We start from the raw sequence: 24,738 nt of genomic DNA on the forward strand, positions 1-24,738 counted from the left end.
GATCGAGTCGCTCGGCATGACCGCGATCGTCGAGGTGCACGACGAGGAGGAGGCCAGCCGGGCGCTGGACGCCGGCGCCCGGGTGATCGGCGTGAACGCCCGCAACCTCAAGACCCTGCAGGTGGACCGGTCGGTGTTCGAGCGGATCGCGCCGGGGCTGCCCAGCGGGATCGTCAAGGTGGCCGAGTCCGGGGTGCGGGATGCCCACGACCTGATCACCTACGCCGCGGCCGGCGCCGACGCGGTGCTGGTCGGCGAGGGACTGGTCACCTCGGGCAACCCGCGGCAGGCGGTGGCCGACCTGGTGACCGCCGGGGCGCACCCGGCGACCCCGCGCACCTCCCGCTAGCCGTTGCGGTAGCGAACCCGGCAGGACGTCAGGGGATGAGACGTCAGGGGATGAGCAGCAGCTTTCCGGTGCTGCGCCGGTTCTCCAGGTCGTCGTAGGCCCGGGCCGCCTCGGCGAGCGGGTACCGGCCGCCGATCTCGACCTGCAGGCCGCCGAAGGCCAGGCCGTTGAGCACCGCGCCGGCCCGCAGCAGCAGCTCCTCGCGGGTGCGCAGGTGGTGGCTGAGGGTGGGCCGGGTCAGGAACAGCGAGCCGCCGGTGTTGAGCCGCTGCACGTTGAACGGCGGCACCTGGCCGCTGGCCGCCCCGAAGATGGCCAGCGTGCCGCGGACCCGCAGCGAGGCCAGCGAGGCGTCGAAGGTGGACTTGCCCACCCCGTCGTAGACCGCGGCTACCCCCTCGCCGCCGGTCAGCTCGCGGACCGCGGCGGCGAGGTCGGAGATCTCGGTGTAGTTCAGCACGTGGTCGGCGCCCAGTGCCCGCACCTTGGCGGCCTTCTCCTCGGTGGACACGGTGGTGATCACCGAGGCGTCCTTGGCCTTGACCAGCTGGATCAGCAGCTGGCCGACCCCACCCGCGCCGGCGTGCACCAGCACCGTGTCGCCGGCCTGTACCGGGTAGGTGTCGTTGACCAGGTAGTGCGCGGTCATGCCTTGCAGCATCACCGCGGCGGCCTGCTCCAGCGGCACCCCCTCGGGCACCGGCACGGCGTCGCGGTCGGGCACCAGCGCCAGCCCGGCCGCGCTGCCCAGCGTCTGGGACCAGCAGACCCGGTCACCCGGCCCGGCGACGGTGACCCCGTCCCCGACCGCCAGCACCACCCCGGCCCCCTCGCTGCCGAGCACGAACGGGGTCGGCATCCGGTAGACGCCTTCCCGCTGGTAGGTGTCGATGAAGTTGACGCCGGCCGCCGCGACCTGCACCAGCAGCTGGCCGGGGCCGGGCTGGTCGATCTCGCGGGGCTCGACCCGGAGTACCTCGCTGCCGCCGTGCTCGGTCACCACCAGGGCGTCGGTTGTCTGGGTAGCCATGGGTTCACGGTAGCCAACGGCCGGCGGCGCCTGCTCACTGATCGGCCCCGCCACTGCTCTACGGTGTGCAGGTGCAGATCCTCCAAGCGGCCATCCCGTCCCCGACGGTGAGCGTGGTGCACCTCGGCCCGCTGTCGGTCCACCTGTACGCGCTGTGCATCGTGGCGGGCATCCTGGTGGCGCTGTGGCTGACCGACCGGCGCTGGCGGGCCCGCGGCGGCGAGCAGGGCCAGGTGGGCGACGTGGCCGGCTGGGCGGTGCTGTTCGGCATCGTCGGCGGCCGGCTCTACCACGTGGTCACCGACCCGGAGCTGTACTTCGGCAGCGGCAAGCACCCCCTGGACGCGGTCAAGATCTGGGACGGCGGCCTGGGCATCTGGGGCGCGATCGCGCTCGGCGCGCTGGGTGCCTGGATCGGCTGCCGCCGGCACCAGATGGACTTCGCCGCCTTCGCCGACGCCGCCGCGCCCGGCGTGCTGCTGGCCCAGGCGGTTGGCCGGTGGGGCAACTGGTTCAACAACGAGCTGTACGGCCGGGCCACCTCGCTGCCCTGGAAGCTGGAGATCCACGAGCTGGACGTGGCCACCGGCAAGGCCACCCGGGACGCCGCCGGGCATGCCGTGCTGCTGGGCTACTACCACCCCACCTTCCTCTACGAGATGCTGTGGAGCCTGCTGGTGGTCGCCGTGCTGCTGGTGCTCGACCAGCGCCGGCTGCTGGGACGCTGGCAGGTGCTGGCGCTGTACGTGATGGGCTACACCTTCGGCCGGTTCTTCGTCGAGCTGCTGCGCGACGACCACGCCAACCGGATCGCCGGGCTGCGGGTGAACAGCTGGGTCTCCATCCTGGTGTTCCTGGCGGCGCTGGCGTGGTTCCTGCGCAACCAGGGCGAGCCGCGCAGCGTCGCCGTGCCCGAGGGTGCCGTGCCCACGGGTGCCGAGGACGCCGAGGAGACCCCGGAAGCCGAGACCCCGGAAGCCGACAAGCCGGACGCCGACAAGCTGGACGCCGACAAGCCGGAAGCCGACAAGCCGGACGGCGCTTCTGCGGACTCCGCCAGCTCTGTCGAGGCTGCCAGCCCGGTCAGCGGCGATTCGTCGAGCACGGTGGACGAGGATCCTTCGGCCACTCCGCACGGTCCTCGGCGACCGTCATAAATTTCGGTCGTCATAGCGATCGAAAGTTATGACGATCCGTGCCGCTGGCTGAGCTGCTCCACCGGCGGCGGGCAGCACGGCGGGTGCCGGAGCACAGCAGCCCGCCGGGGCCGCCATAGACTCAGAGCATGTCCAGCAGCATGCCGAAGACCGGTCCCAGGCACCCGCGGGTGGCTCCGGAACCAGCCCCGGCCCAGGCATCGGCCCCTCTGAAGGCGCCGCATCACCCGATCGGTGATCCGGACCTGGCGGTCGGCCACGAGCACCGCGAGGTCTCCGGAGGCTGGCTGCGTCCCACCGTGTTCGGCATGGTGGACGGGCTGGTCTCCAACTTCGGGCTGATCACCGGCGTCGCCGCGGCCAGTTCCGGCGCCCGTCCGGTGGTGATCGCCGGGGTGGCGGGCCTGCTGTCCGGGGCGTTCTCGATGGGCAGCGGCGAGTATGTCTCGGTGCGCAGCCAGAACGAGTCGATGCAGGCCGAGGTGGAGGTCGAGCGGCGCGAGCTGGAGGGCAACCCGGAGGCCGAGCTCGCCGAGCTGACCCAGATCTACATCGACCGGGGGGTGGACCCGGAGCTGGCCCAGCTGGTCGCCGAGCAGCTCTCGGTGGACCCGAAGCAGGCGCTGGAGATCCACGCCCAGGAGGAGCTGGGCGTCGACATCTACGACCTGCCCAACCCGTGGGTGGCCGCCGGCTCGTCGTTCCTGTCCTTCTCGCTGGGCGCGCTGCTGCCGCTGCTGCCGTTCCTGTTCGGCGCCGACCTGCTGTGGCTGGCCGCCACCCTGACCCTGGTGGGCCTGTTCGTCACCGGCGCGATCACTGCCCGGTTCACCACCCGGCCCTGGTACTACGCCGGCGGCCGTCAGCTGCTGCTGGGCGCGGTGACCTTCGCGGTGACCTACGGCATCGGTCACCTGATCGGCGCCACGTGACGTGAGGGCCGGAGGACGGACCGGCCGGCCGTACGGCTCCTCCGGCGCGCCTGACGACTGGTTGGGGAAAGCAGATCTGAGGTCGCACGATCGCACCTGGTGGTGCTTGTCCGCCGCCGAGGCTGTGCTGTGGGTACTTTCGGCTATCTACCTACTGCGCGGTGGTTTCTGGTGGCACTTCTCGGGGTCGGGTGCCGCCATCGTGTGCGTGCGTTCCGAGCGTGCCCGGCGAACCCGTACCCAGCGACGAAGCGCAGGAAAAGAAGACGATCCCACAGCACTGGCCGACAGGAACGACGCCGGCCGGCAGGTCCGGTGAGCTGGTCGACGGTCAGCCGACCTCGTCGTGCTCGGCGCGGGCCCGGGCGACCTCGTCCCGGGCGCGGGCCCGTGCCACCGTGAGGCCGACCATCCAGGACACCACCATCGCCACGTAGGCCAGCCCCGCGAGCTGCTCGATCATCACGAAGCTGCGGGCATGCGGGCGCACCGGCACCACGTCCGACAGGCCCGTGGAGGACAGCGTGGTGAAGCTGAGGAACAGCAGCTCCATCCAGGTGCGCGGCGCGTCGGCATGCACCGCCGCGGTGAACGAGCCCGGCCAGACCACCTGGGTGACGGTGAACAGGTGCGCGAACGCCCAGGCCAGCAGGGTGAAAGTCGCCCCGACCGCGAACAGCTCGTCCCGGGTGATGGTCCGGTCGGCGAGCATGTACGCGATCAGGCTGCCGGCGGCGTAGAAGTAGAACGCGGCCTCGAAGGCCGACCCCCAGGCATGCCAGACGTCCGCTGTGGAGGCGATCTGGCACAGGGTGAAGATCACCGCCGGGACGCCCAGCACTATCGACACCCAGACCGTCCACGGGGTCGTCTCCACCGACCAGACCGCCAGCGCCAGCACCAGCAGCCCGAACAGCGACACCGCGCTGGTGCCGGTCCGCGACTCGCCCAGGTAGGGGTAGATCAGCACCCCGAGCAGCTGGACGGCCAGCAGGATCGCCGACGGCTGCCGCCGGGCCCGCTCGATCACACCCGGCACCGATCAGCCACCCGTCCCGCCGAGCAGCGCCGCGCGCACCGACTCGCCGGTGGCCAGTTCCAGCGGCGTCCGGCCCTCGTCGTTGGCTGCCGTCGAGTCCGCGCCGGCCGACAGCAGCGCCTGCACCGACTCCAGGTCGCCGTTCGCCGCCGCCGAGTGCAGCGGGGTCCAGCCGCCGCTCTGCCGGGCGTGCACCGGGGCGTCGGAGGCGATCAGGATCCACACCAGCTCGGAGTGCCGGCCGGCGGCGGCCGCGTGCAGCGGGTGCACCGCCAGCTCGTTGCGGGAGGGCTCGGCCACCTCGGCGTCGGCGTCCAGCAGCATCCGGGCCGCCTCCGTACGGCCGAAGTAGGCGGCCAGGTGCAGCGGCTGCCAGCCGTCGGGGCTCCAGGAGTCCACCACCGACTGGTCGGCCTCGATCAGCTGGGCCAGCCTCGCGGTGTCGTCGAAGGCCGCCGCTTCGAACACCGAGAGCTCCCCGGTGCGGGCGGCCAGCTCGTCGGCCAGCGGGCCGTGCCCGTGGTACAGCGCGGTCAGCGCCGGGGACGCCCCGTTCGGGGCGACGTTGTGCAGCAACTCCGGGTCCTGGTCGAGGAGCCGGCGTACCCGGTCGACGTCTCCGGCCGCGATCGCGGCGAAGAACTCGGCAACAGCCACCATGGCAACCACTGTGCCATTGCGGTCCGGACCGCAGGAAGCTTCCCGCCACACCAGCGGCGGCGCGACCGGCTGGCGAGGGCGGCATTCGCGCCCGGCGGCCACCTGCCGGTAGTCTGACCGGACATTTCCGTACCACCCAGTACCACCCCAGCACAGGGCCGACGCTGTCCCGCACGCAACCACCGGATCGCCGCCGATTGCCGAACCGGACAGCAGAGGGCCCCGGCATGCCGGCGCCCCCGAACGAGGGGAGCACGCGCGTGCAGTTCTCCGCCCTTCCCGCCCCCCAGGGCCTGTACGACCCGCGTTATGAGTCCGACTCCTGCGGGGTGGCGTGCCTGGCCGACCTGCAGGGCCGGCCCAGCCACACCCTGGTCCGCACCGCGCTGACCGCGCTGCACAACATGGACCACCGCGGCGCAGCCGGCGCCGAGACCAGCAGCGGGGACGGCGCCGGCATCACCGTCGCCGTTCCGGACGCCTTCCTGCGGGCGGTGGCCGGCTTCGATCTGCCGGAACCCGGCTGCTACGCCACCGGCATTGCGTTCCTGCCGGTAGACCCTGACGCCCGGGACCGGGTCAAGGCGGTCATCGCCGGCACCGCCGCTGAGGAAGGCCTGCGGGTGCTGGGCTGGCGGCCGGTGCCGGTGCTGGCCGACGGGCTGGGCGACAGCGCCCGGGCGGTGATGCCGGCCTTCGAGCAACTGTTCGTCAGCGCCGAGAAAACCCAGGCAGCCGGACTGGCGCTGGACCGGCTGGCCTACGGGCTGCGCAAGGTGGCCGAGCGCCGGGTCGCCGAGGGTGGCGACCAGTTGTACTTCCCGTCGCTGTCGGCCCGCACCCTGACCTACAAGGGCATGCTGACCACCGCGCAGCTGGCCACCTTCTACCCGGACCTGGCCGACGAGCGGTTCGCCAGCCCGCTGGCCCTGGTGCACAGCCGGTTCTCCACCAACACCTTCCCGTCCTGGCCGCTGGCCCAGCCGTTCCGGCTGATCGCGCACAACGGCGAGATCAACACCGTCGGCGGCAACCGCAACTGGATGCGGGCCCGGCAGGCGCTGCTGGCCTCGGACCTGCTCAGCGACGCGCACCGCGACATAAACCGGCTGTTCCCGATCTGCACCCCGGACGGCTCGGACTCCGCCTCCTTCGACGAGGTGCTGGAACTGCTGCACCTGGGCGGGCGCAGTCTGCCGCACGCGGTGCTGATGATGATCCCGGAGGCGTGGGAGAACGCTGCCCGGGGGAGCTTGCGACCCGGCCATGATCCAGCGATGGAGTCCGCTCTTCGCGACTTCTACGCCTACCACTCCACCCTGATGGAGCCGTGGGACGGCCCGGCCTGCATCACCTTCACCGACGGCACCGTGATCGGCGCGGTGCTCGACCGCAACGGCCTGCGCCCGGGACGCTGGTGGCGCACCGCCGACGACCTGGTGATCCTGGCCAGCGAGGCCGGCGTGATCGAGCTCGACCCGGCCAGCGTGGTCGCCAAGGGTCGGCTGCAGCCGGGCCGGATGTTCCTGGTCGACCTCGCCGCCGGCGAGATCCGCGACGACGCCGCGATCAAGGGCGAACTGGCCGCCGAGCACCCGTACGGTGACTGGCTGCACGCCGGGCTGTTGCACCTGGACACGCTGCCGGCCCGCGAACACGTGGTGCACACCCACTCCTCAGTGACCCGGCGGCAGCAGCTGTTCGGCTACACCGAGGAGGAGCTGCGGGTGCTGCTCAAGCCGATGGCCGAGACCGGCGCCGAGCCGCTCGGGTCGATGGGCACCGACACCCCGCCGGCGGTGCTGAGCAAGCGTCCCCGGCTGCTGTACGACTACTTCTCCGAGCTCTTCGCCCAGGTCACCAACCCGCCGCTGGACGCGATCCGGGAGGAGCTGGTGACCTCGCTTTCCGCCACCATCGGCCCGGAGCAGAACCTGCTCGACCCGACGCCGGCCTCCTGCCGGCAGATCGTGCTGCCCCGCCCGGTGATCGACAACGACGACCTGGCCAAGATCTGGCACGTCAACGCCGACGGCGACCTGCCCGGCTTCGGCTGCACGCTGATCGACGGCCGCTACCGGGTGCACGGCGGTGGCCCGGCGCTGGCGGCAGCGCTGCAAAGGGTGCGGGACGAGTGCAGCGCCGCCGTCGAGGCCGGCGCCCGGATCCTCATCCTGTCCGACCGGGACTGCGACTCCGACCACGCGCCGATCCCGGCGCTGCTGCTCACCTCGGCCGTGCACGGGCACCTGGTGCGCACCGGTCAGCGCACCAAGGCCGGCCTGGTGGTCGAGACCGGCGAGGCCCGCGAGGTGCACCACATCGCGCTGCTGATCGGCTACGGCGCGGCGGCGGTCAACCCGTATCTCGCCTTCGAGACCATCGACGACCTGATCGCCACCGGCGTGCTGACCGGCACCGACTCGGCCACCGCGATCGGCCGCTACCTCAAGGCGCTGAGCAAGGGCGTGCTGAAGGTGATGTCGAAGATGGGCATCTCCACCATCGCCTCCTACACCGGCGCCCAGGTGTTCCAGGCGCTGGGCCTGGCCGACGAGCTGGTCGAGCGGTACTTCCCGGGCACCCGGGCCAGCCTCGGTGGGATCGGTCTGGACACCCTGGCCGACGAGGTCGCCGCCCGGCACGAGCGGGCCTTCCCCGCCAACCCGGTCGCCCGGTCGCACCGCCGGCTCGAGGTGGGCGGCGAGTACGCCTGGCGCCGGGAGGGCGAGCTGCACCTGTTCAACCCCGAGACGGTGTTCCTGCTGCAGCACGCCACCCGGGCCCGCCGCTACGACCGGTTCGCCCAGTACACCGCCGAGATCGACCGGCTGAACCGGGAGGGCGCCACCCTGCGCGGGCTGTTCGAGCTGCGCACCGGCGTCCGGCCGCCGGTTCCGATCGAGGAGGTGGAGCCGGTCTCGGAGATCGTCAAGCGGTTCGCCACCGGGGCGATGTCCTACGGCTCGATCTCGGCCGAGGCGCACCAGACGCTGGCGATCGCGATGAACCGGCTCGGCGCCCGCTCCAACTCCGGCGAGGGTGGCGAGGACGCCGACCGCTACCTCCCGGATCCGAACGGGGACCTGCGCCGGTCGGCGATCAAGCAGGTCGCCTCCGGACGGTTCGGCGTCACGAGCCACTACCTGGTCAACGCCGACGACCTGCAGATCAAGATCGCGCAGGGCGCCAAGCCCGGCGAGGGCGGCCAGCTGCCCGGCTACAAGGTGTACCCGTGGATCGCCCGGACCCGGCACTCCACGCCGGGGGTGGGCCTGATCTCGCCGCCGCCGCACCACGACATCTACTCCATCGAGGACCTGGCGCAGCTGATCTCGGACCTGAAGAACGCCAACCCGGCGGCCCGGGTACACGTCAAGCTGGTGGCCGAGTCCGGCGTCGGGACGGTGGCGGCCGGGGTGGCCAAGGCGCACGCCGACGTGGTGCTGATCTCCGGCCACGACGGCGGCACCGGCGCGGCCCCGCTCACCTCGCTCAAGCACGCCGGCATGCCGTGGGAGCTGGGCCTGGCCGAGACCCAGCAGACCCTGCTGCTCAACGGCCTGCGCGACCGGATCACCGTGCAGGTGGACGGGGCGATGAAGACCGGCCGGGACGTGCTGATCGCGGCGCTGCTGGGTGCCGAGGAGTACGGCTTCGCCACCGCGCCGCTGGTGGTCTCCGGCTGCGTGATGATGCGGGTCTGCCACCTCGACACCTGCCCGGTCGGGGTGGCGACCCAGAACCCGGAGCTGCGGGCACGGTTCACCGGGAGACCTGAGTTCGTGGTGACCTTCTTCGAATACATCGCCGAGCAGGTCCGCGAGCTGCTGGCCGAGCTGGGCTTCCGGACCCTGGAAGAGGTCATCGGGCACGCCGAGCTGCTGGACACCCGGGCCGCCGTCGAGCACTGGAAGGCCGACGGGCTGGACCTGGCGCCGCTGCTGGTGGTGCCGGAGCGGCCGGCCGGCACCGCGCTGACCAAGCGGGTCGCCCAGCAGCACGGCCTGGACGCGGTGCTGGACAACACCCTGATCCAGCTGTCCGAGGGTGCGCTGCTCGACGGCCGGCCGGTGAAGCTGGAGCTGCCGGTCCGCAACGTCAACCGCACCGTCGGCACCATGCTGGGCTCGTTGGTGACCCGCCGCTACGGCGCCGAAGGGCTGCCGGACGGCACCATCGACATCACCCTGCACGGCTCGGCCGGGCAGTCGCTGGGCGCCTTCCTGCCGGCCGGCATCACCATCCGGCTGCTGGGCGACGCCAACGACTACGTCGGCAAGGGGCTGTCCGGCGGCGTGATCGCGCTCCGGCCGGACCCGCGCTCGCCGCTGGTCGCCGAGCGGAACGTGATCGCCGGCAACGTGATCGGCTACGGCGCCACGTCCGGCCGGCTGTACCTGCGCGGCGTGGTCGGCGAGCGGTTCTGCGTGCGCAACTCCGGGGCCACCGCGGTGGCCGAGGGGGCGGGCGACCACGCGCTGGAGTACATGACCGGCGGCGTCGCGGTGATCCTCGGGCCCACCGGGCGCAACCTCGGGGCCGGGATGTCCGGCGGGGTCGGGTACCTGCTCGACCTGGACCGGACCCTGGTGAACCCCGAGCTGGTCGACATCGAGCCGGTCACCGCCGAGCACGCCGAGGTGCTGGTGCCGATCCTGACCGAGCACCTGCGGCTGACCGGCTCGGCGGTGGCGGCCGGGCTGCTGGCCGACCTCGAGGCGAGCCCGGCCGCGGTCCTGGGCCGGTTCTCGGTGATCATGCCGCGCGACTACAAGCGGGTGCTGCAGGCCACCAGCCGGGCCCGCGCCGCCGGCACCGACGTCGACTCCGCGATCATGGCCGCCGCGCGCAGCTGACCGACCCGACCGGGTTCGGAGGAGGTTTCCCAAACCGGCTATCTTGCCGGGTTTCCGCGGCTAGGGTGCATTCGCCATACCTCGTCGGGGGAGAGGTCCTCATGCTGCTGCGTTCCGCTGTGCTCATCGGTTGTCTGGCCGTCGCCTTCACCGGGCTGGATCCGGCCGCCGCCCAGCCCCTGGCACCGATCACGGCCAGTTCGACGGCGGCGCCCGCGGCGAGCACGCCGGCCCCGTCGAGCAGCCCGGCGGCATCGGCCAGCCCGGCCTCGTCGAGCAGCCCAGCCCCGTCAAGCAGTCCGGCCGCGCCGGCCAGCCCGGCCGCACCGGCGGCGTCGAGTAGCCCAGCCCCGTCGGCCACGCCGGCGGCATCGGGCAGCCCGACCGCGTCGAGCGGGGCCGCGCAGCCGACCGAGCCCACCGGTCCGGCGGCGGTCACGCCTTCGACCAGCCCCTCCAAAGCCACCACGTCGGCGGCCGGCGCCGGGGCGATCACCGGGCAGGTCACCGAGGCCGGCACCGGCAAGCCGCTGGCCAACGTGCTGGTGACGGCGTACAGCACCACCGGCCTAGGCCAGGTGCAGGCGGTCAGCCGTCCGACCGGGCGCTATTCGCTGACGCTGGCCGCCGACAGCTGGTCCGTCTGCTACCAGGCCGACTCGCCGGGCCAGCTCCCGACCACCGGCGGCACCTCCAAGACCGGGTACTTGCCGGCCTGCCAGGGCGACTACATCCCGGTGACGGTGGGACACACCAGCACCGGCATCGACATCGCACTGGGCCACGGCGGCGCCATCGCCGGCCGGGTCACCGACAGCGCCGGACATCCGCTGGCCGGCATCGTGGTGCAGAGCGCGGTCGGCTACAACGGCGCCTACGACACCGGGGTGCGCACCAAGGCCGACGGCAGCTACCGGTTGCCGGGCCTGCCCGAGGCCGACTGGAAGATCTGCTTCGACGCCACCGGCACTCCGGCCCCCGGCGGCCTGCTGCACCAGTGCTACCTGAACACCGATGTCAGCTACGGCCACCCGTACTCCCAGGACGGCACCTTCGTCGCGGTGACCGTCGATTCCACCAGCACCGGGGTGGACGGCCACCTACACCCGGGCGCGGCGGTCAGCGGCCGGGTCACCGACCCGGCCGGCCGCCCGGTGCCGGGCATCCTGGTGGAGGCCCTGCCCGACTCCGGAAACTTCACCAGCACCACCACCCGGGCCGACGGCAGCTACCTGATCAGCGCACTGCCCCCCGGTGCCTACTCGGTCTGCTTCTACCCCTACTTCAGCGACTCCGCCCCGGCGTCCGCCCGGACCTACAACCGGCAGTGCTACCACCAGAGCTTCCCGTACCGGGACCCGAACCTGACGCTGACCGCCGGCCAGCGGCTGACCGGTGTAGACGCCCACCTCGACCACGGCGGCTCGGTGCGGGTCAGCGTGACCGACCCGGCCGGCCACCCGCTCGGCAATGTGACCGTCACGGTGGACGGAGCCTTCCAGGGCACCAGCGCCGTCACCTCGGACGCCGGCGTCGCCCAGGTGGACGGCGTGGAGGCCGGCCAGCACCGGGTCTGCTTCTACGCCGTCGCTGCCACCGGCGGCAGCTCGGAGGCGGGATACCTCGACGACTGCTATCTCAACCAGCCCGACTTCTCCCACGCCACCCCGGTCACTGTCACCACCGGCGCCGTCACCTCGATCTCGGAGAAGCTGCCGGCGGCCGGCGGCGTCCGGCTCACCGTCACCGACGACGCCGGGCACCCGCTGCGGGGCATCTCCGCCAGCTACACCCTGGTCGGCGCAAACTCCGGGATCCGGCCGGCGGAGCGCACCGACGCCGACGGACACCTGCTGCTGGGCCGGCTGGCCACCGGGGACTACCAGATCTGCCTGGACGCCGGTGGCACCGACGGCAACGGGGCCGGGGTGAGCGGCGGCGACTCGCGCGGCGGCTACCGCGACCGGTGCGTGTTCAGCGGCGACGACCCGCCGGCGGTGGTCGGCGTCCAAGTCGGCCAGCTCACCGAGCTGCCCATGAAGCTGAGCGCGATGGGCGCCATCGGCGGCACCGTGACCGACCTGCGTGGCCACCCGCTGCGCTACGTCGCGGTCACCATCACCCGGCGCGACGGCTTCTACCAGCCGTACTTCCTCCGCACCGGCGCCGACGGCGCCTTCTCGCTGACCCGGCTGGAGGACGCGCCGTACAGCGTCTGCTTCGACGCCGGCCAGGGCTACCCGCTGCCGGTGTCCGGCGGGGACTCCGACACCGGCTACCTCAACGAGTGCTTCGACGACAGCACGCTCGACGCGCCCACCGAGGTGCAGGTCAGCGCCGGGGCCCTCAGCCGGACCGACGCCAGCCTCAGCGACGGCGCCGCGATCGTCGGCACCCTGACCGACCGGACCGGCAGCCCGGTGCCCGACGTGCAGCTGTCGGTGTCCAAGGACGGTTTCGCGGTCGGCGGCACCGGGTACAGCGATGCCGACGGCCACTACCGGATCACCTCGCTGCCGCCGGGCTCGGGGTACCTGGTGTGCGCCTACCCGTCCTGGCAGAGCCCCTCGCCGAACGGGCTGGGCTACGCCCGCCAGTGCTATCTCGACGCGCCCGACGAGAGCAGCGCAACCCCGGTTTCGGTGACCGCCGGCCAGGCACGCACCATCGACTTCACCTTGCAGGAACTGGCCAGCCTGGGCGGCACCGTCACCGACTCGCACGGCAACCCCGTCGACTCCGAGCAGGTCACGGTGACCGGGCCGGGCGGCACCTCCTACCTGCTGTACACCGCTCCGGACGGCAGCTGGCGGCAGGACGGCATACCGGCCGGCAACTACACGCTGTGCTACCAGTCCTACTACGGCACCGGGCCGAGCCCGACGGGCTACGCACCCGGCTGCTACGACGGACAGCCGGTCGGCGCCACCCCGACCCCGATCGCGGTGGCCGCCGGGGAGCACCACACCGTCGACCTGAGGCTGGTCGCGCCGTCCGCGATCACCGGTCACGTCACCGATCCGGACGGCCAACCGGTGTTCGCGCCGGTCAACCTGATGCAGGGCGACACCGTGCTGGCCACCGTGATGCCCGACTTCGACACCGGCGCCTACCAGTTCGGCGGTCTGGCCGCCGGCGACTACACCGTGTTCTTCGATGCCGACAGCTGGGGCTACCAGAGCCGGTACTACCACGACGTGCTGCCCGGCGGCACTCCCACCACGGTGTCGGTGCCGGCCGAGACGACGGTGAGCGGCATCGACCAGACGCTGTCGCCGGCGGGCTGACCGGCGGCCGGCCAGTGAGAGCGCGGCCGGCCGGCGGGATCGGGCAACAGTGGGCTTATCGCGCGCGGCCGGCAGCGGATAGGGTGGGAGGAGTGATCCGCCACGCGAAGATCGTCTGCACCCTCGGTCCCGCCACCGACCCCCCGGAACGCACCCGGGCGCTGGTCGAGGCCGGCATGGACGTGGCCCGGCTGAACTTCAGCCACGGCGAGCATGGCGACCACGCCAGCCGGTTCCACCAGGTCCGGGAGGCGGCCCGGGTCGCCGGCCGCAACGTCGCCACCCTGGCCGACCTGCAGGGGCCCAAGATCCGGCTCGGCCGGTTCGCCGACGGTCCGGTGATGTGGGCGACCGGCGAGCGGATCCGGATCACCGTCGAAGACGTCGAGGGCGACCACGACCGGGTCTCGACCACCTACAAGCAGCTGGCTGCCGACGTCCGGCCGGGTGACAAGCTGCTGGTCGACGACGGCAACGTCGCGCTGGTCGCGGTGGCGGTCGAGAACGGCACCGACGTGGTGTGCGATGTCACCGAGGGCGGCAAGGTCAGCAACAACAAGGGCCTGTCGCTGCCCGGCGTGGCGGTCAGCGTGCCGGCGCTGAGCGAGAAGGACATCGAGGATCTGGAGTTCGCGCTGGAGCTCGGCGTGGACTGGGTGGCGCTGTCCTTCGTCCGCTCGCCGGACGACGTCAAGCTGGTGCACGAGGTGATGGACCGGGTCGGGGTGCGCCGGCCGGTGATCGCCAAGATCGAGAAGCCGGAGGCGGTCGAGCGGCTGGTCGAGATCGCACTGGCCTTCGACGGCGTGATGGTGGCCCGCGGCGACCTCGGCGTGGAGCTGCCGCTGGAGCAGGTGCCGATGGTGCAGAAGCGGGCCATCGCGATCTGCCGCGACAACGCCAAGCCGGTGATCGTGGCGACCCAGATGCTCGAGTCGATGATCAGCCACTCCCGCCCGACCCGGGCCGAGGCTTCCGACGTGGCCAACGCGGTGCTGGACGGCGCGGACGCGGTGATGCTGTCCGGCGAGACCAGCGTGGGCAGCTACCCGGTGCAGGCGGTGGCCACCATGTCGCGGATCATCACCTCGGTGGAGCAGTCCACCGTCGAGGTGGCCGCCCTGCTGCACGACCCGCGCACCACCGGCGGGGTGATCGCCAAGGCCGCCAAGGAGATCGGCGAGTCCCTCGGCGCCACCGCGCTGGTCGCCTTCACCCAGAGCGGTGACACCGCACGCCGGCTGGCCCGGCTGCACGCGCGCTGCGCGGTGCTGGCCTTCACCCCCGAGGAGACCGTGCAGCGCCAGCTGGCGCTGAGCTGGGGGGTGGTGGCGCACCGGGTGTGGACGGTGCAGACCACCGACGAGATGGTCCGCCAGGTGGACTCGGCACTGCTGGCCCAGCGGGTCTGCCGTCCGGACGACCTGGTGGTGATCGTGGCCGGCACCCCGCCGTCGACGCCGGGCTCCACCAACACCATCCGGGTCCATCACATCGGAGGCATCCTGCAACGTGACCGCTGACAGCGAGGTGGCGACCGCCGACGGCTACCTGCGTGGCCAGTTGGTGGTGGACGGCCTGGTGGCCCTGCTCGACCTGGAGGCCATCGAGACCGACATCTTCCGGGGCGTCAGCCCGAAGGTGGCGATGCAGCGGGTGTTCGGCGGCCAGGTGGCCGGCCAGGCGCTGGTGGCGGCCGGGCGGACCGTGGACAGCCAGCGGCTGGTGCACTCGCTGCACTCCTACTTCATCCGGCCCGGCGACCCGTCGATCCCGATCATCTACACCGTCGAGCGAATTCGGGACGGCCGGTCGTTCTCGGTCCGCCGGGTGCTGGCCATCCAGCACGGCCAGCCGATCTTCACGCTGTCGGCGTCTTTCCAGCTGGCCCAGGACGGCATCGACCACCAGGCCGAGATGCCCGCGGCGCCGGCACCGGAGTCGCTGCCGACGCTGGCCGAGCGCTTCGCCGGCTTCGACGAGCTGGCCGAGGCGATGCGCCAGATCCCGCAGCCCTTCGACGTCCGCTACGTCGACGACCCGCCGTGGGTGCAGCGGATGCACGGGCCGCGCGAGCACCAGCCGCACCGGGTCTGGCTCAAGGCCGACGGGGTGCTGCCGGACGACCCGCTGCTGCACGTCTGCGTGGTCACCTTCGCCTCCGACATGAACCTGCTGGACTCGGTGCTGATCCATCACGGCCTGGCCGCCCGGCTGGACCCGATCAGCATGGCCTCCCTGGACCACGCGATGTGGTTCCACCGGCAGTTCCGGGCCGACGACTGGCTGCTCTACGTCTCCGCCTCGTCCTCGGCCTCCGGCGGCCGGGGGCTGGCCAGCGGGCAGTTCTTCTCCCGGGACGGCCGGCTGGTGGCCAGCGTCACCCAGGAGGGCATGATCCGGCTGCCGAACGGCTGACCTGCCCGGTTTCGGTGCTCTGGGGCCAGGTGTGCCGATCGGGTGAAGGAACGGCATCGGAACGGTATCGCCCGGTGCCAGGCGTTGTGCCCGGTCGCCATAGTGGGCTCCTGTGGTTCTCCGGCTGAGGAGGCGTCCATGGAAAAGATCGGGCGGCGCACGGTGCTGGCGGCCGGCGCCGCACTGCTGGTGGCGGCCGGCTCGGTCGGCTACGCCGAGTTCCGCAGTTCCCCGGCCGAGGCGGACGGCGGGTCCCGCACCTCCTCGCCCCGGGCGGGCGGTGTCGACTACGCCGAGGACCAGAAGGCCAACTTCGCCGCCTCGCAACTGGGCCAGGCGCTCCTGAACGTCATCCCGAGGTTCGACGGCTATGCCGGCCTGCAGATCCTCCGCTACGGCATCGAGGTGGACACCGCCGGCTCGCCCGATCCGCAACTGCGCGCGGCAGTCACCCGGGCGGTGCAGCGGTACCGGTACCAGGGCAGGGAGATCGAGGTCCGCTACCGGCTGGTGCGTTACTCCGAGCGGGAGCTCAAGGCGGTGGTACAGCGGATCCGCGCCGACGACGACGACCTCGCCAAGCAGGGGATCGAGCTGTCGAGCTGGGGGCCGGACATCACGACCAACAAGGTGGAGATCAGCCTGGCCCACTACACCGACGCCTACCGGGACGTCCTGCTGTCCCGGTACGGCGACCTGGTGACGGTCACCCCGCACGACGTCGTGATCAAGCCCCTCTGAAACCGGCCGGACGCTGCTGCCGTCCTGACCACCGGCCATGCATCGGCCCTGGCAGCAGCTCGGGGCTGCCACCAGGGCCGGCGCAGGGTGGGTACTAGCGGGTCATGCAGGTCTTGTCGTCGCCCTGAAACCGGATCCGGCCCTTGACGACACCGGAGTAGAAGCTCACGAACGACGGGTCCACGGTGTTGACCCGGTGCTTGATCACCTCGTGCAGCTTGGGCACGTTCACCATCGGGACGCCTTGGTGGAAGTGGTGCGCGGTGTGCAGGTCGTTGCCGTTGGTGAACCAGTGGCCGAACCGGCTGGCCCGCACCGTGCGGGTGTTGGTGAGCACGTTCGGGTCGGTCTGGGTGTTGAGCCCGTAGTGCTCGGGCAGCTCGATCAGGAAGTGCACCGGCTCGGCGACCAGCACCGAGGGCAGCAGCCATACCCAGACGAAGAACAGCGAGTGCATCGCGATCGAGGCGGCCAGCACCACCGCGAAGATCACCAGGAAGGCCTGGTACTCGGTGCGAATTCGCCGGGCGGCCACCGTCTTGGTGACGTTGGGGTTGGTGCGCCCGAGCAGGGAGCGGCGCAGGTCGCGCACCAGGTTCGAGTACCGGCCCAGGTTGTAGGCGCCGAGAACGAAGCCGAGCGGCGTGTCGAGGTTGTGGAACTGGTAGTTGAAGAACTCCCGGTTCTGCGGCGTGCCCAGGAAGGCGTGGTGGCGCAGGTGGTCGTACTTGTAGTGGGAGTAGGAGCTGAACATCGGCACGCCGGCCGCGAAGCCGAACAGCCGGTTCAGGGTCCGGGAGCGGAAGGCGTGCTCGTGCAGGCACTCGTGCTGTAGCTCCACCAGGTGGGCATACATCGCACCGGTGGTGATGATGGTGACCACGACCGAGACCACGTCGGTCCGCAGGGCGACCCAGACCCAGCCGGCGGCGATGATCACGAGGGCGACCAGGAACTTCGCCAGGAACACCGCGGGACGCTTCTGGAAGTATTCCGGCCCGAGGTCCCGGCGGGTCTCGGGGCCGGCCACGGGTGCCAGCAACACACCGGTGGAGCCGTCGAGGTCGAGGTCGGGTTCTGTCTGGTTCTGCTGCATGGGGGGTAAGCCTCCGACAATGGGGGGAGGGCGGCGGACGCACGGGGATGGCGTGGCTATGTTGCGTCAGCCGCGCTGGGCTATCTCTAAAAGGGTGGTTATAAACCTAAACAAGCAAAATCTGCGCGCGGAGCAAGTATCATCACACTCCCGCACATTAGGCAATAGCTATAGACAGATAAGCGCATAGGCGCAGTCAACGATAATGTCAAGTGCGATTTAGCCGGACGCGTCTTGATCGCTGCCGGAGGCGGCGGCCGGCAACAGGTCGCAGATCGCCTGCCAGGCCGCCCGCACGTGCCGGCGCTCGGTGAGCACCGCGCCGATCGCCATCCGGATCGCGAATCGGCCGTTGACTACGGTGTGGGTCAGATAGGCCTGCCCGGAGGCATTGACGGCCGCGAGCAACTGCCGTCCGGCCTCATCACCGGCCCGTACCGCAAAGGTGACCAGCGCCAGCGGGTGCGGTGCCAGCAGTTCCAGCCGGCTGTCGGCCGCCACCCAGGACGCGAACTCCTGCGCCAGCGCCACGTGCGAGCGGATGTGCGCCTGCAGTCCCTCGGCGCCGTACCAGCGCAGCACGGTCAGAAGTTTCAGCGCCCGGAAACGCCGACCCAGGGGCACCTGCCAGTCGCGGTAGTCGATCACCGCACCCGATTCGGTGGCGCTGTTGCGCAGATACTCCGGCAGTATCGACAATGCCGAGATCAGCGCTGACCGGTCGGCCACCCAGAATGCAGTGCAGTCAAAATTGGTCAACAGCCACTTGTGCGGGTTAGTGCAATAGGAGTCGGCGAGTTCCACGCCGGCATTGATCCAGCGCAACTCCTCGCACACCGCCGCCACCCCGGCCCAGGCCGCGTCCACGTGCAACCAGGCGCCGTAGCGGTGCGCCAGCTCGGCAAGCTCGGCGACCGGGTCCAGCGCGCCGGTGCCGGTCGCGCCCACCGAGGCGACCACCAGCGCCGGCGTCCGGCCGGCCGCCACGTCGGCGGCCAGCAGCTCGGCCAGGTGGGCCGGCCGGGCGGCCAGCGTGTCCGGATCGACATCGAGCTTGCGCAGCGCCGCGGTGCCGATGCCGGCGATCCGGCAGGCCTTCTCCACCGAGGAGTGGGTCTGGCCGGAGGTGTAGACGCAGTACCGGCCGGCGCCCACCCCGTCGGTCTCGGTGGCGCCGCCGCTGACCCGGTGCAGGGCGGCCACCAGGGCCACCAGCGCCGCGTCCGAGGCCGAGTGCTGGATGACCCCGCCGCCGGCCGAGTCCGACCGGAAGCCGGCCGGCAGGTCCAGCAGCCGGGCCAGCCAGTCCAGCATCAGGGTCTCGAGCTCGGTGGCCGCCGGCGAGGTGGCCCACAGCATGCCCTGCACGCCGAGCCCGGAGGCCAGCAGGTCACCCAGGATCGACGGGCCGGTGGCGTTGGCCGGGAAGAAGGCGAAGAAGGACGGATGCTGCCAGTGGGTCAGGCCCGGCACGATCACCGAGTCCAGGTCGGCCAGCACCCCGTCGAAGCCCTCGCCGGTCACCGGCGGCTCGGCCGGCAGCCCGGCGCGCACCTGGCCGGGAGCCACCCGGGACAGCACCGGCAGGGACTCCAGGCGGGACTGGTAGTCGGCGATCCAGTCGATGATCTGGTAACCGTGCCGGCGGAACTCCTCCGGGCTCATGTGCGCGCTCACGACCGGCCAATCTAATCCGGCGCGGCAGGGCTGCCGGCACGTGGCTACGGCCGGAGCCGGCGGCCCGGCGTCACTCGACGATGTTCAGCTGGGCCATCATGCCGAACGAGGCGTGCGCGAGGACGTGGCAGTGATAGACGTACTCGCCCAGGTAGTCGGTGAAGGTGGCCTGCAACCGCACCGACTCACCCGGCCCGATCGGCACGGTGTCCTTGAGCCCCCGGTCGTCGGCTGCCGGCGGCTGGCCGTTGCGGTCCAGCACCCGGAACTGCACCAGGTGCAGGTGGAAGTTGTGCTGGATGCCGAACTCCACGTCGCCGTTGCTGACCTGCCAGATCTCGGTGGTTCCGCGCTTGACGGTGAAGTCCACCCGGTCCGGGTCGTAGGGCTTGCCGTTGATCAGGCCCGCGGTGTTGTCCGGGTCCAGGTTGAAGCTGAGCGTGACGTCGCGCTGCACCGTGGCCGGCGGCAGCGCCGGCAGTGCCCGCAGCTGGGCCGGTAGCCGGCTGTCGTCGTCGGCGTGCCGGGTGACGTCGAAGCGCAGGATGGCACCGGCGGCCGCCTCGTTGAGGAACAGCTGGGTCCCGATCGGGAAGCGGGAGAAGTCCACGACCAGGTCGACCCGCTCACCGGCGCTGATGGTGACCTGCGAGCGGGTCACCGGCGCCGGCAGCAGGCCGCCGTCGGAGCCGACCTGGACGAGCTGGCCGCTGGGCAGCGTCAGGGTGAAGGTGGCGTGGTCGGAGGCGTTCAGCAGCCGGAACCGGTACTTGCGGGCAGCCACCGAAAAGTGCGGCTGCGGCTTGCCGTTGACCTGCACGATGGGCCGGTCGTTGGGGTCGGACAGGATCAGTTCCCCGGTGTCGGGATCCAGCGCGATGTTGCGCAGCAGGATCGGCACGTCGTACTTGCCCGAGGGCAGCCGGAGGTTGCGCTCACGGTCGTCTTCGATCAGGTAGAAGCCGTGCAGGCCCCGGTAGACCTGCTCGGCCTCGGTGCCGTGCCCGTGCGCGTGGTACCACAGGGTGGTCCCCTGCTGCCGGTTCGGATAGGTGTAGTCGCGGTAGCCGCCCGGGGCTATCAACGCCATCGGGTGGCCGTCGCTGTCGGCCGGGGTGTGGCCGCCGTGCAGGTGCACGTTGGTCTCGTCCGGGAGCTGGTTGCGGTAGCGCACCTTGACCTGCCGGCCGGTGCGGGCCCGGATGGTCGGGCCCGGGTACTGCCCGTCGTAGCTGTAGACCCTGGTGGTGGTGCCGGGCAGGATCTCGACGTCGGCCTCCCGGATGTCGACGTCGTAGTAGTCGGTGTCGGAGGTGGTCCGGGTGGGCCGCAGCACCCGCGGGACGGGCATGGCGACGCCGAACGGCTCGCCCGTCAGGTTCTTCCGGACGCCGGCGGCCCGGGCCTGCGGCGGCTGCTGGGCCGGGGCGAGGGCGCCGGCCTCGGCGGTGGCCGGCCGGGACCGCATCCCGTAGGCCAGCAGCGCCGCCTCGGCAGCGGCGGCACCGGACAGGGCAAGGAAACTTCTGCGGCTCTTCAAGACTGTGCACTCCCGGGTGGTCGTGGTACTCGCGCATGGACGGGGGTAGGCGGTGAGGCGGGTCAGCGCGGATCTCCGCCTGCGGGGTGGCCTCTCGTACCGAAGTTGCCCGCTCCGGCCGGGGGTGGGCACCTTTCCGGTTGTCCTCGTCCTCGACCGGGCAGGCACGAGATGCCGGCGCTGAACATATCAGGAAATTTGTTCCGGTTTAACCTGTTACGAGGCAGCCGGCTGCTCGATTTCGTATCCGATCCGCACGCCCTGGCAACCGAATCGGATACGAAATGAGGGGCGTTCCACACGCGCTCCACGGCAGCCCGGCCAGCACGCTCACCGGGTGGGAGGAAGACGAGAGGGGACGGATGCGGCCGGCGGTCAGAGCCGGTGGTGCCCGGCCGGATTCCCGGGCCAGAGATCGGTGCCCCCGGTGGGATTTGAACCCACACGCCTTTCGGCAATGGATTTTGAGTCCACCATGTCTGCCATTCCATCACAGGGGCTTCGAGCCGACGAAAGTCTAGCCGGATACCCTCGATACGGTGCAGCCACTGCCATCGGAGGCGCGGGCGCACCGGCCGGGTCGGTTGGTGGAGAAGGGCGGGCCGTTGTCGTGAGCGAACGGGCACCAGGGGCCGAGCCGCCCGCCCGGCGGGTGTTGATCGCCGAGGACGAGGCGCTGATCCGGCTCGACCTGCGCGAGATGCTGCAGGAAGAGGGCTTCGAGGTGGTCGGGGAGGCCGCCGACGGCGAGAAGGCGGTGCAGCTGGCCACCGAGCTGCGGCCCGACGTGGTGATCTGCGACGTCAAGATGCCCAAGATGGACGGCATCACCGCCGCCGGCCAGATCGCCGCGGCCCGGATCGCCCCGGTGGTCATCCTGACCGCCTTCAGCCAGCGCGACCTGATCGAGCGGGCTCGCGACGCCGGCGCGATGGCCTACCTGGTCAAGCCCTTCCACAAGCGCGACCTGCTGCCGGCCATCGAGATGGCCACCAGCCGGTTCGCCGAGATCCGTGCCCTGGAGGCGGAGGTGTCCGGGCTGCAGGACCGGCTGGAGGCTCGCAAGCTGATCGAGCGGGCCAAGGGGGTGCTGATGGCCGAGCACCGGCTGTCCGAGCCGGAGGCCTTCCGCTGGATCCAGCGGGCCGCGATGGACAAGCGGACCACCATGCGGACCGTCGCCGAGGTGGTGCTGAGCGAGACCGGCCACCGGTGACACCTGCCGGAATTAGCGGCGCAGAGTAGTCGAGGCACCTGCCGGAATTAGCGGCGCAGAGTAGTCGAGCGCTCACAGTTGCGGTGGGGTATGTCCGGAGATTCGCTAAATGTAAGTGACGCCGGGACGCGATTTGGTTACGACCTCCGGTAGTTGATCCGGATGCCCTCACGGAGAGCAAAACTCAGGCTAGCGTGCACCGTCACGAGCCCTGTACTCCCCGCGAGCAGAGGCGCCGGTATCGGGCTCGTGGCGTCCGGACGAACACCATCGATGGCCATCGAGGCACGAGGAATGAGGAGGAAACGTCAGTGCGGACTAGTTCCCTGGCGAAGATCGCCGTTATCGGCGTAGTTGGGGTCATGGCACTCAGCGCCTGCTCCAACGACAAGAACGACAACGGCAACAACCTGAACCCCCAGAACAACGGCACCAGCGGCAACACCGCGGGCAACGGCACCGTCAAGACCTACAAGATCGGCTGGCAGGGACCGCTGTCCGGCGACAACCAGCAGCTGGGCATCAACGAGGTGAACGGCTCGCGGCTCGCCGTCGCGCAGGCCAACGCCAAGTCCGACCTCGGCTTCAAGATCCAGATGATCGAGTCCGACGACGTGGGCACCGCCGACAAGGCTCCGGCCGCGGCCGCGAAGCTGATCCAGGACCCGCAGATCCTCGGCGTGATCGGCCCCGCGTTCTCCGGCCCGACCTCGGCGACCGGCAAGACCTACGCCGCCGCCAACATGGCCCTGATCAGCGGTTCGGCTACCAACGCCACCCTGACCTCGTCCGGCTTCACCACCTTCCACCGGGTGGTGCCGACCGACGGCGTGGAGGGCACCCAGGCCGCCGAGTGGCTGGCCAGCAAGTTCAAGAAGGTGTTCGTCGTCGACGACACCACCACCTACGGCAAGGGCGTCGCCGACGTGGTCCGCAAGACCCTGTCCGGCAAGGGCACCACCGTCATCAGCCAGGGTGTCGCCCAGAACACCCAGGACTACGGCGCCATCTCGCAGAAGGTGACCCAGTCCGGCGCCGAGGCGCTGTTCTACGGCGGGTACGACGCCCAGGCGGCGCTGTTCGCCAAGGGCCTGGCCGCGGCCGGCTACAAGGGCCTGAAGATGACCGGCAACGGCGGCAAGTCCTCGGTGTTCACCAGCGGCGCCGGCGCGGCCGGTAACGGCTGGTACTTCTCCTGCGGTTGCCAGGACGCCACCACCGCTCCGGAGGCCAAGGACTTCGCGGCGGCCTACCAGCAGATGTTCAACACCCCGCCCTCGACGTACTCCCCGGAGTGCTTCGACGCCACCAACGCCCTGATCGAGGCGCTCAAGGCTGCCGTGCAGAAGACCAACGGCAACCCGACCCGCAAGGACGTGGAGGAGGCGGTCAACAACCTGGACTACACCGGCATCACCACCCAGGTGAAGTTCGCCCCGAACGGCGAGGTCGCCGCTGCCACGGTGAACCTGTACCAGCAGAAGGACGGCAAGATCGTCATGCTGGGCAAGATCCAGGACCAAAAGTAACCGATTGATCACTCGGTAAGGCAGTAACCCCAGATGAGGGGCGCGGTAATTTCGGCAGTGGCCGGACGCGCCCCTCATCTGTGAGTTCGCATCACCATCCCGTCGTCCTGCCGGAAGGTATGAAGCGTGACCGACTTCATGAACTACCTGATCCTGGGGATCACCCGAGGATCGATGTATGCCCTGATCGCGCTGGGCTACACGCTCGTGTACGGCGTGCTGCAACTGATCAACTTCGCGCACAGCGAGGTGTTCATGTCCGGCGCCTTCGGCAGCTACGCGATCGTCCACCTGCTGGTGGGTGACGGGAAGGCCACTCCGTCCTGGGCGGTGCCGTTCATCCTGATCGTCGGGATCCTGTCCGGCGCGCTGACCGCCGCCGTCATCGCGTGGATGCTCGAGCGGGTGGCCTACCGGCCGCTGCGCAGGCGGGGGGCACCCAAGCTGGCGTTCCTGATCTCGGCGATCGGCGCATCCTTCTTCCTCTCCCAGCTCGCCGGCAAGCTGTTCGGCCGCCTGACCTCCAACGCCTTTCCGGAGTTCTTCGACCAGAACGCGGTGATCTTCAAGCCGTTCGGCGCGGAGGTGCACGTCCTGCAGGTCGTCATCATCGTCGCGGCGGTGGTCATGATGATCTTCCTGGACCGGTTGGTCTCGGCCACCAAGCTCGGCCGCAGCATCCGGGCGATCTCGGAGGACGCCCCGACCGCGGCGCTGATGGGCATCGACATCGACAAGACCATCTCGCGGACCTTCGTGATCGGCGGGCTGCTCGGCGGCGCCGCCGGCTTCCTGTTCGGCCTCAATTTCAGCTTCGGCAACACCATGGGCTTCATCCCCGGCGTCAAGGCGTTCGCCGCGGCGGTGCTCGGTGGCATCGGAAACATCCGCGGCGCCATGATCGGTGGGCTGCTGCTGGGTATCGTCGAGAATCTGGTGCCGCTGATCAACATCGATACGAAATGGACCGACGTGGTGGCGTTCGTGGTGCTCGTGCTGGTGCTGATGTTCCGGCCGACCGGGATCCTCGGCGAGCGCCTGGGGCGTGCGGCATGACCCGGCCGTCCGAGCTGGCCGGCAGGCTGGCGGCCTGCCTGGCCGGCGCGCTGGTGCTGTCGCTGATGTGGGGGCCGCAGGAAGGCAGCTTCGGCAACTTCTGGTTCGTCATCAACCACGCCCTCTTCTCGCCCCGGGTGCTGGTGTTCCTG

17 protein-coding genes, 1 tRNA gene and 1 pseudogene are annotated in these 24,738 nt (G+C 70.8%); 11 read left to right on the forward strand and 8 right to left on the reverse strand.

From position 1 onward, the window contains the following. Positions 1-349, forward strand: a pseudogene (locus VLJ82_RS03530) (indole-3-glycerol-phosphate synthase TrpC); the annotation flags it as partial. Between the two features lie 43 nt (positions 350-392). Here the strand turns inward: VLJ82_RS03530 and VLJ82_RS03535 are convergent. Further along, positions 393-1,379 carry a quinone oxidoreductase family protein gene (locus VLJ82_RS03535; protein WP_408661940.1) on the reverse strand — a complete coding sequence of 329 codons (987 nt, stop codon included), beginning with the start codon at positions 1,377-1,379 and terminating at the stop codon, positions 393-395. A 71-nt stretch (positions 1,380-1,450) separates the two neighbouring features. Between VLJ82_RS03535 and lgt the strand changes: the two genes are divergently transcribed. Both lgt and VLJ82_RS03545 read left to right on the forward strand, forming a co-directional pair. Further along, positions 1,451-2,536: a prolipoprotein diacylglyceryl transferase gene (gene lgt / locus VLJ82_RS03540; protein ID WP_408661941.1), complete on the forward strand. Its 1,086-nt coding sequence runs from the start codon at positions 1,451-1,453 to the stop codon at positions 2,534-2,536. Positions 2,537-2,676: 140 nt separating this feature from the next. Beyond that, the gene (locus VLJ82_RS03545) at positions 2,677-3,468 is read left to right on the forward strand and encodes a VIT1/CCC1 transporter family protein (RefSeq protein ID WP_408661955.1); all 792 of its coding nucleotides are present in this window, start codon (positions 2,677-2,679) and stop codon (positions 3,466-3,468) included. Between the two features lie 331 nt (positions 3,469-3,799). Here the strand turns inward: VLJ82_RS03545 and VLJ82_RS03550 are convergent, their stop codons facing one another. Continuing rightward, positions 3,800-4,507 carry an ion channel gene (locus VLJ82_RS03550; RefSeq protein ID WP_408661942.1) on the reverse strand — a complete coding sequence of 236 codons (708 nt, stop codon included), beginning with the start codon at positions 4,505-4,507 and terminating at the stop codon, positions 3,800-3,802. A 3-nt stretch (positions 4,508-4,510) separates the two neighbouring features. Then, entirely contained in the window at positions 4,511-5,167 is a 657-nt protein-coding gene (locus VLJ82_RS03555) for an ankyrin repeat domain-containing protein (protein ID WP_408661943.1), read from the reverse strand. A gap of 260 nt (positions 5,168-5,427) precedes the next feature. On the opposite strand from VLJ82_RS03555, the gene gltB reads away from it, so the two are divergent. Next, on the forward strand, positions 5,428-10,026 hold the full coding sequence (gene gltB / locus VLJ82_RS03560; protein ID WP_408661944.1) for a glutamate synthase large subunit: 4,599 nt from the start codon (positions 5,428-5,430) through the stop codon (positions 10,024-10,026). On the opposite strand, the gene VLJ82_RS03565 is transcribed toward gltB, so the two are convergent. Continuing rightward, positions 10,004-10,591 (reverse strand): hypothetical protein, encoded by a 588-nt coding sequence (locus VLJ82_RS03565; RefSeq protein ID WP_408661945.1) that lies wholly within the window; start codon positions 10,589-10,591, stop codon positions 10,004-10,006. The two genes, gltB and VLJ82_RS03565, sit on opposite strands and share 23 nt — an antisense overlap. Here VLJ82_RS03565 and VLJ82_RS03570 point away from each other — a divergent pair. The 4 genes from VLJ82_RS03570 (at position 10,572) to VLJ82_RS03585 (ending at position 16,472) form a co-directional block, all read left to right on the forward strand. Then, complete coding sequence (locus VLJ82_RS03570) at positions 10,572-13,313, forward strand: carboxypeptidase regulatory-like domain-containing protein (RefSeq protein ID WP_408661946.1); 2,742 nt, start codon at positions 10,572-10,574, stop codon at positions 13,311-13,313. The genes VLJ82_RS03565 and VLJ82_RS03570 overlap by 20 nt on opposite strands. Before the next feature lie 92 nt (positions 13,314-13,405). Beyond that, the gene (pyk, locus tag VLJ82_RS03575; protein ID WP_408661947.1) at positions 13,406-14,836 is read left to right on the forward strand and encodes a pyruvate kinase; all 1,431 of its coding nucleotides are present in this window, start codon (positions 13,406-13,408) and stop codon (positions 14,834-14,836) included. After that, positions 14,826-15,731, forward strand: a complete 906-nt coding sequence (gene tesB, locus VLJ82_RS03580) for an acyl-CoA thioesterase II (protein WP_408661948.1) — start codon at positions 14,826-14,828, stop codon at positions 15,729-15,731. The genes pyk and tesB overlap by 11 nt, the downstream gene beginning before the upstream one ends. Before the next feature lie 138 nt (positions 15,732-15,869). Then, the gene (locus VLJ82_RS03585) at positions 15,870-16,472 is read left to right on the forward strand and encodes a hypothetical protein (RefSeq protein ID WP_408661949.1); all 603 of its coding nucleotides are present in this window, start codon (positions 15,870-15,872) and stop codon (positions 16,470-16,472) included. Positions 16,473-16,566: 94 nt separating this feature from the next. On the opposite strand, the gene VLJ82_RS03590 is transcribed toward VLJ82_RS03585, so the two are convergent. From VLJ82_RS03590 to VLJ82_RS03605, 4 genes are all read right to left on the reverse strand, one after another. Further along, positions 16,567-17,568, reverse strand: coding sequence for a fatty acid desaturase family protein (locus tag VLJ82_RS03590; RefSeq protein ID WP_408661950.1), 1,002 nt, complete (start codon positions 17,566-17,568; stop codon positions 16,567-16,569). Between the two features lie 219 nt (positions 17,569-17,787). After that, a complete protein-coding gene (locus VLJ82_RS03595; protein ID WP_408661956.1) occupies positions 17,788-19,233 on the reverse strand; it encodes an aminotransferase class V-fold PLP-dependent enzyme in 1,446 nt (481 codons plus the stop codon). Positions 19,234-19,315: 82 nt separating this feature from the next. Next, the gene (locus VLJ82_RS03600; protein ID WP_408661951.1) at positions 19,316-20,785 is read right to left on the reverse strand and encodes a multicopper oxidase family protein; all 1,470 of its coding nucleotides are present in this window, start codon (positions 20,783-20,785) and stop codon (positions 19,316-19,318) included. Between the two features lie 419 nt (positions 20,786-21,204). After that, positions 21,205-21,285 (reverse strand) — tRNA-Leu (locus tag VLJ82_RS03605). A gap of 110 nt (positions 21,286-21,395) precedes the next feature. Between VLJ82_RS03605 and VLJ82_RS03610 the strand changes: the two genes are divergently transcribed. From VLJ82_RS03610 to VLJ82_RS03620, 3 genes are all read left to right on the forward strand, one after another. Next, the gene (locus VLJ82_RS03610; protein WP_408661952.1) at positions 21,396-22,001 is read left to right on the forward strand and encodes an ANTAR domain-containing response regulator; all 606 of its coding nucleotides are present in this window, start codon (positions 21,396-21,398) and stop codon (positions 21,999-22,001) included. Positions 22,002-22,363: 362 nt separating this feature from the next. After that, positions 22,364-23,530 (forward strand): branched-chain amino acid ABC transporter substrate-binding protein, encoded by a 1,167-nt coding sequence (locus tag VLJ82_RS03615; RefSeq protein WP_408661953.1) that lies wholly within the window; start codon positions 22,364-22,366, stop codon positions 23,528-23,530. A gap of 126 nt (positions 23,531-23,656) precedes the next feature. Beyond that, on the forward strand, positions 23,657-24,586 hold the full coding sequence (locus VLJ82_RS03620; protein ID WP_408661954.1) for a branched-chain amino acid ABC transporter permease: 930 nt from the start codon (positions 23,657-23,659) through the stop codon (positions 24,584-24,586). Positions 24,587-24,738 lie beyond the last annotated feature (152 nt).

Source organism: Jatrophihabitans sp. (assembly GCF_035474675.1).
Classification (GTDB): Bacteria; Actinomycetota; Actinomycetes; order Mycobacteriales; family Jatrophihabitantaceae; genus Jatrophihabitans_A.

What these genes read in the sequence shown, in the direction of transcription:
- VLJ82_RS03595 (WP_408661956.1), bottom strand. Translation starts at nt 19,233, where the DNA reads ATGAGCCCGGAGGAGTTCCGCCGGCACGGTTACCAGATCATCGACTGG.
- VLJ82_RS03535 (WP_408661940.1), bottom strand. Translation starts at nt 1,379, where the DNA reads ATGGCTACCCAGACAACCGACGCCCTGGTGGTGACCGAGCACGGCGGC.
- VLJ82_RS03555 (WP_408661943.1), bottom strand. Translation starts at nt 5,167, where the DNA reads ATGGTGGCTGTTGCCGAGTTCTTCGCCGCGATCGCGGCCGGAGACGTC.
- VLJ82_RS03585 (WP_408661949.1), top strand. Translation starts at nt 15,870, where the DNA reads ATGGAAAAGATCGGGCGGCGCACGGTGCTGGCGGCCGGCGCCGCACTG.
- VLJ82_RS03615 (WP_408661953.1), top strand. Translation starts at nt 22,364, where the DNA reads ATGGCACTCAGCGCCTGCTCCAACGACAAGAACGACAACGGCAACAAC.
- VLJ82_RS03590 (WP_408661950.1), bottom strand. Translation starts at nt 17,568, where the DNA reads ATGCAGCAGAACCAGACAGAACCCGACCTCGACCTCGACGGCTCCACC.
- VLJ82_RS03545 (WP_408661955.1), top strand. Translation starts at nt 2,677, where the DNA reads ATGCCGAAGACCGGTCCCAGGCACCCGCGGGTGGCTCCGGAACCAGCC.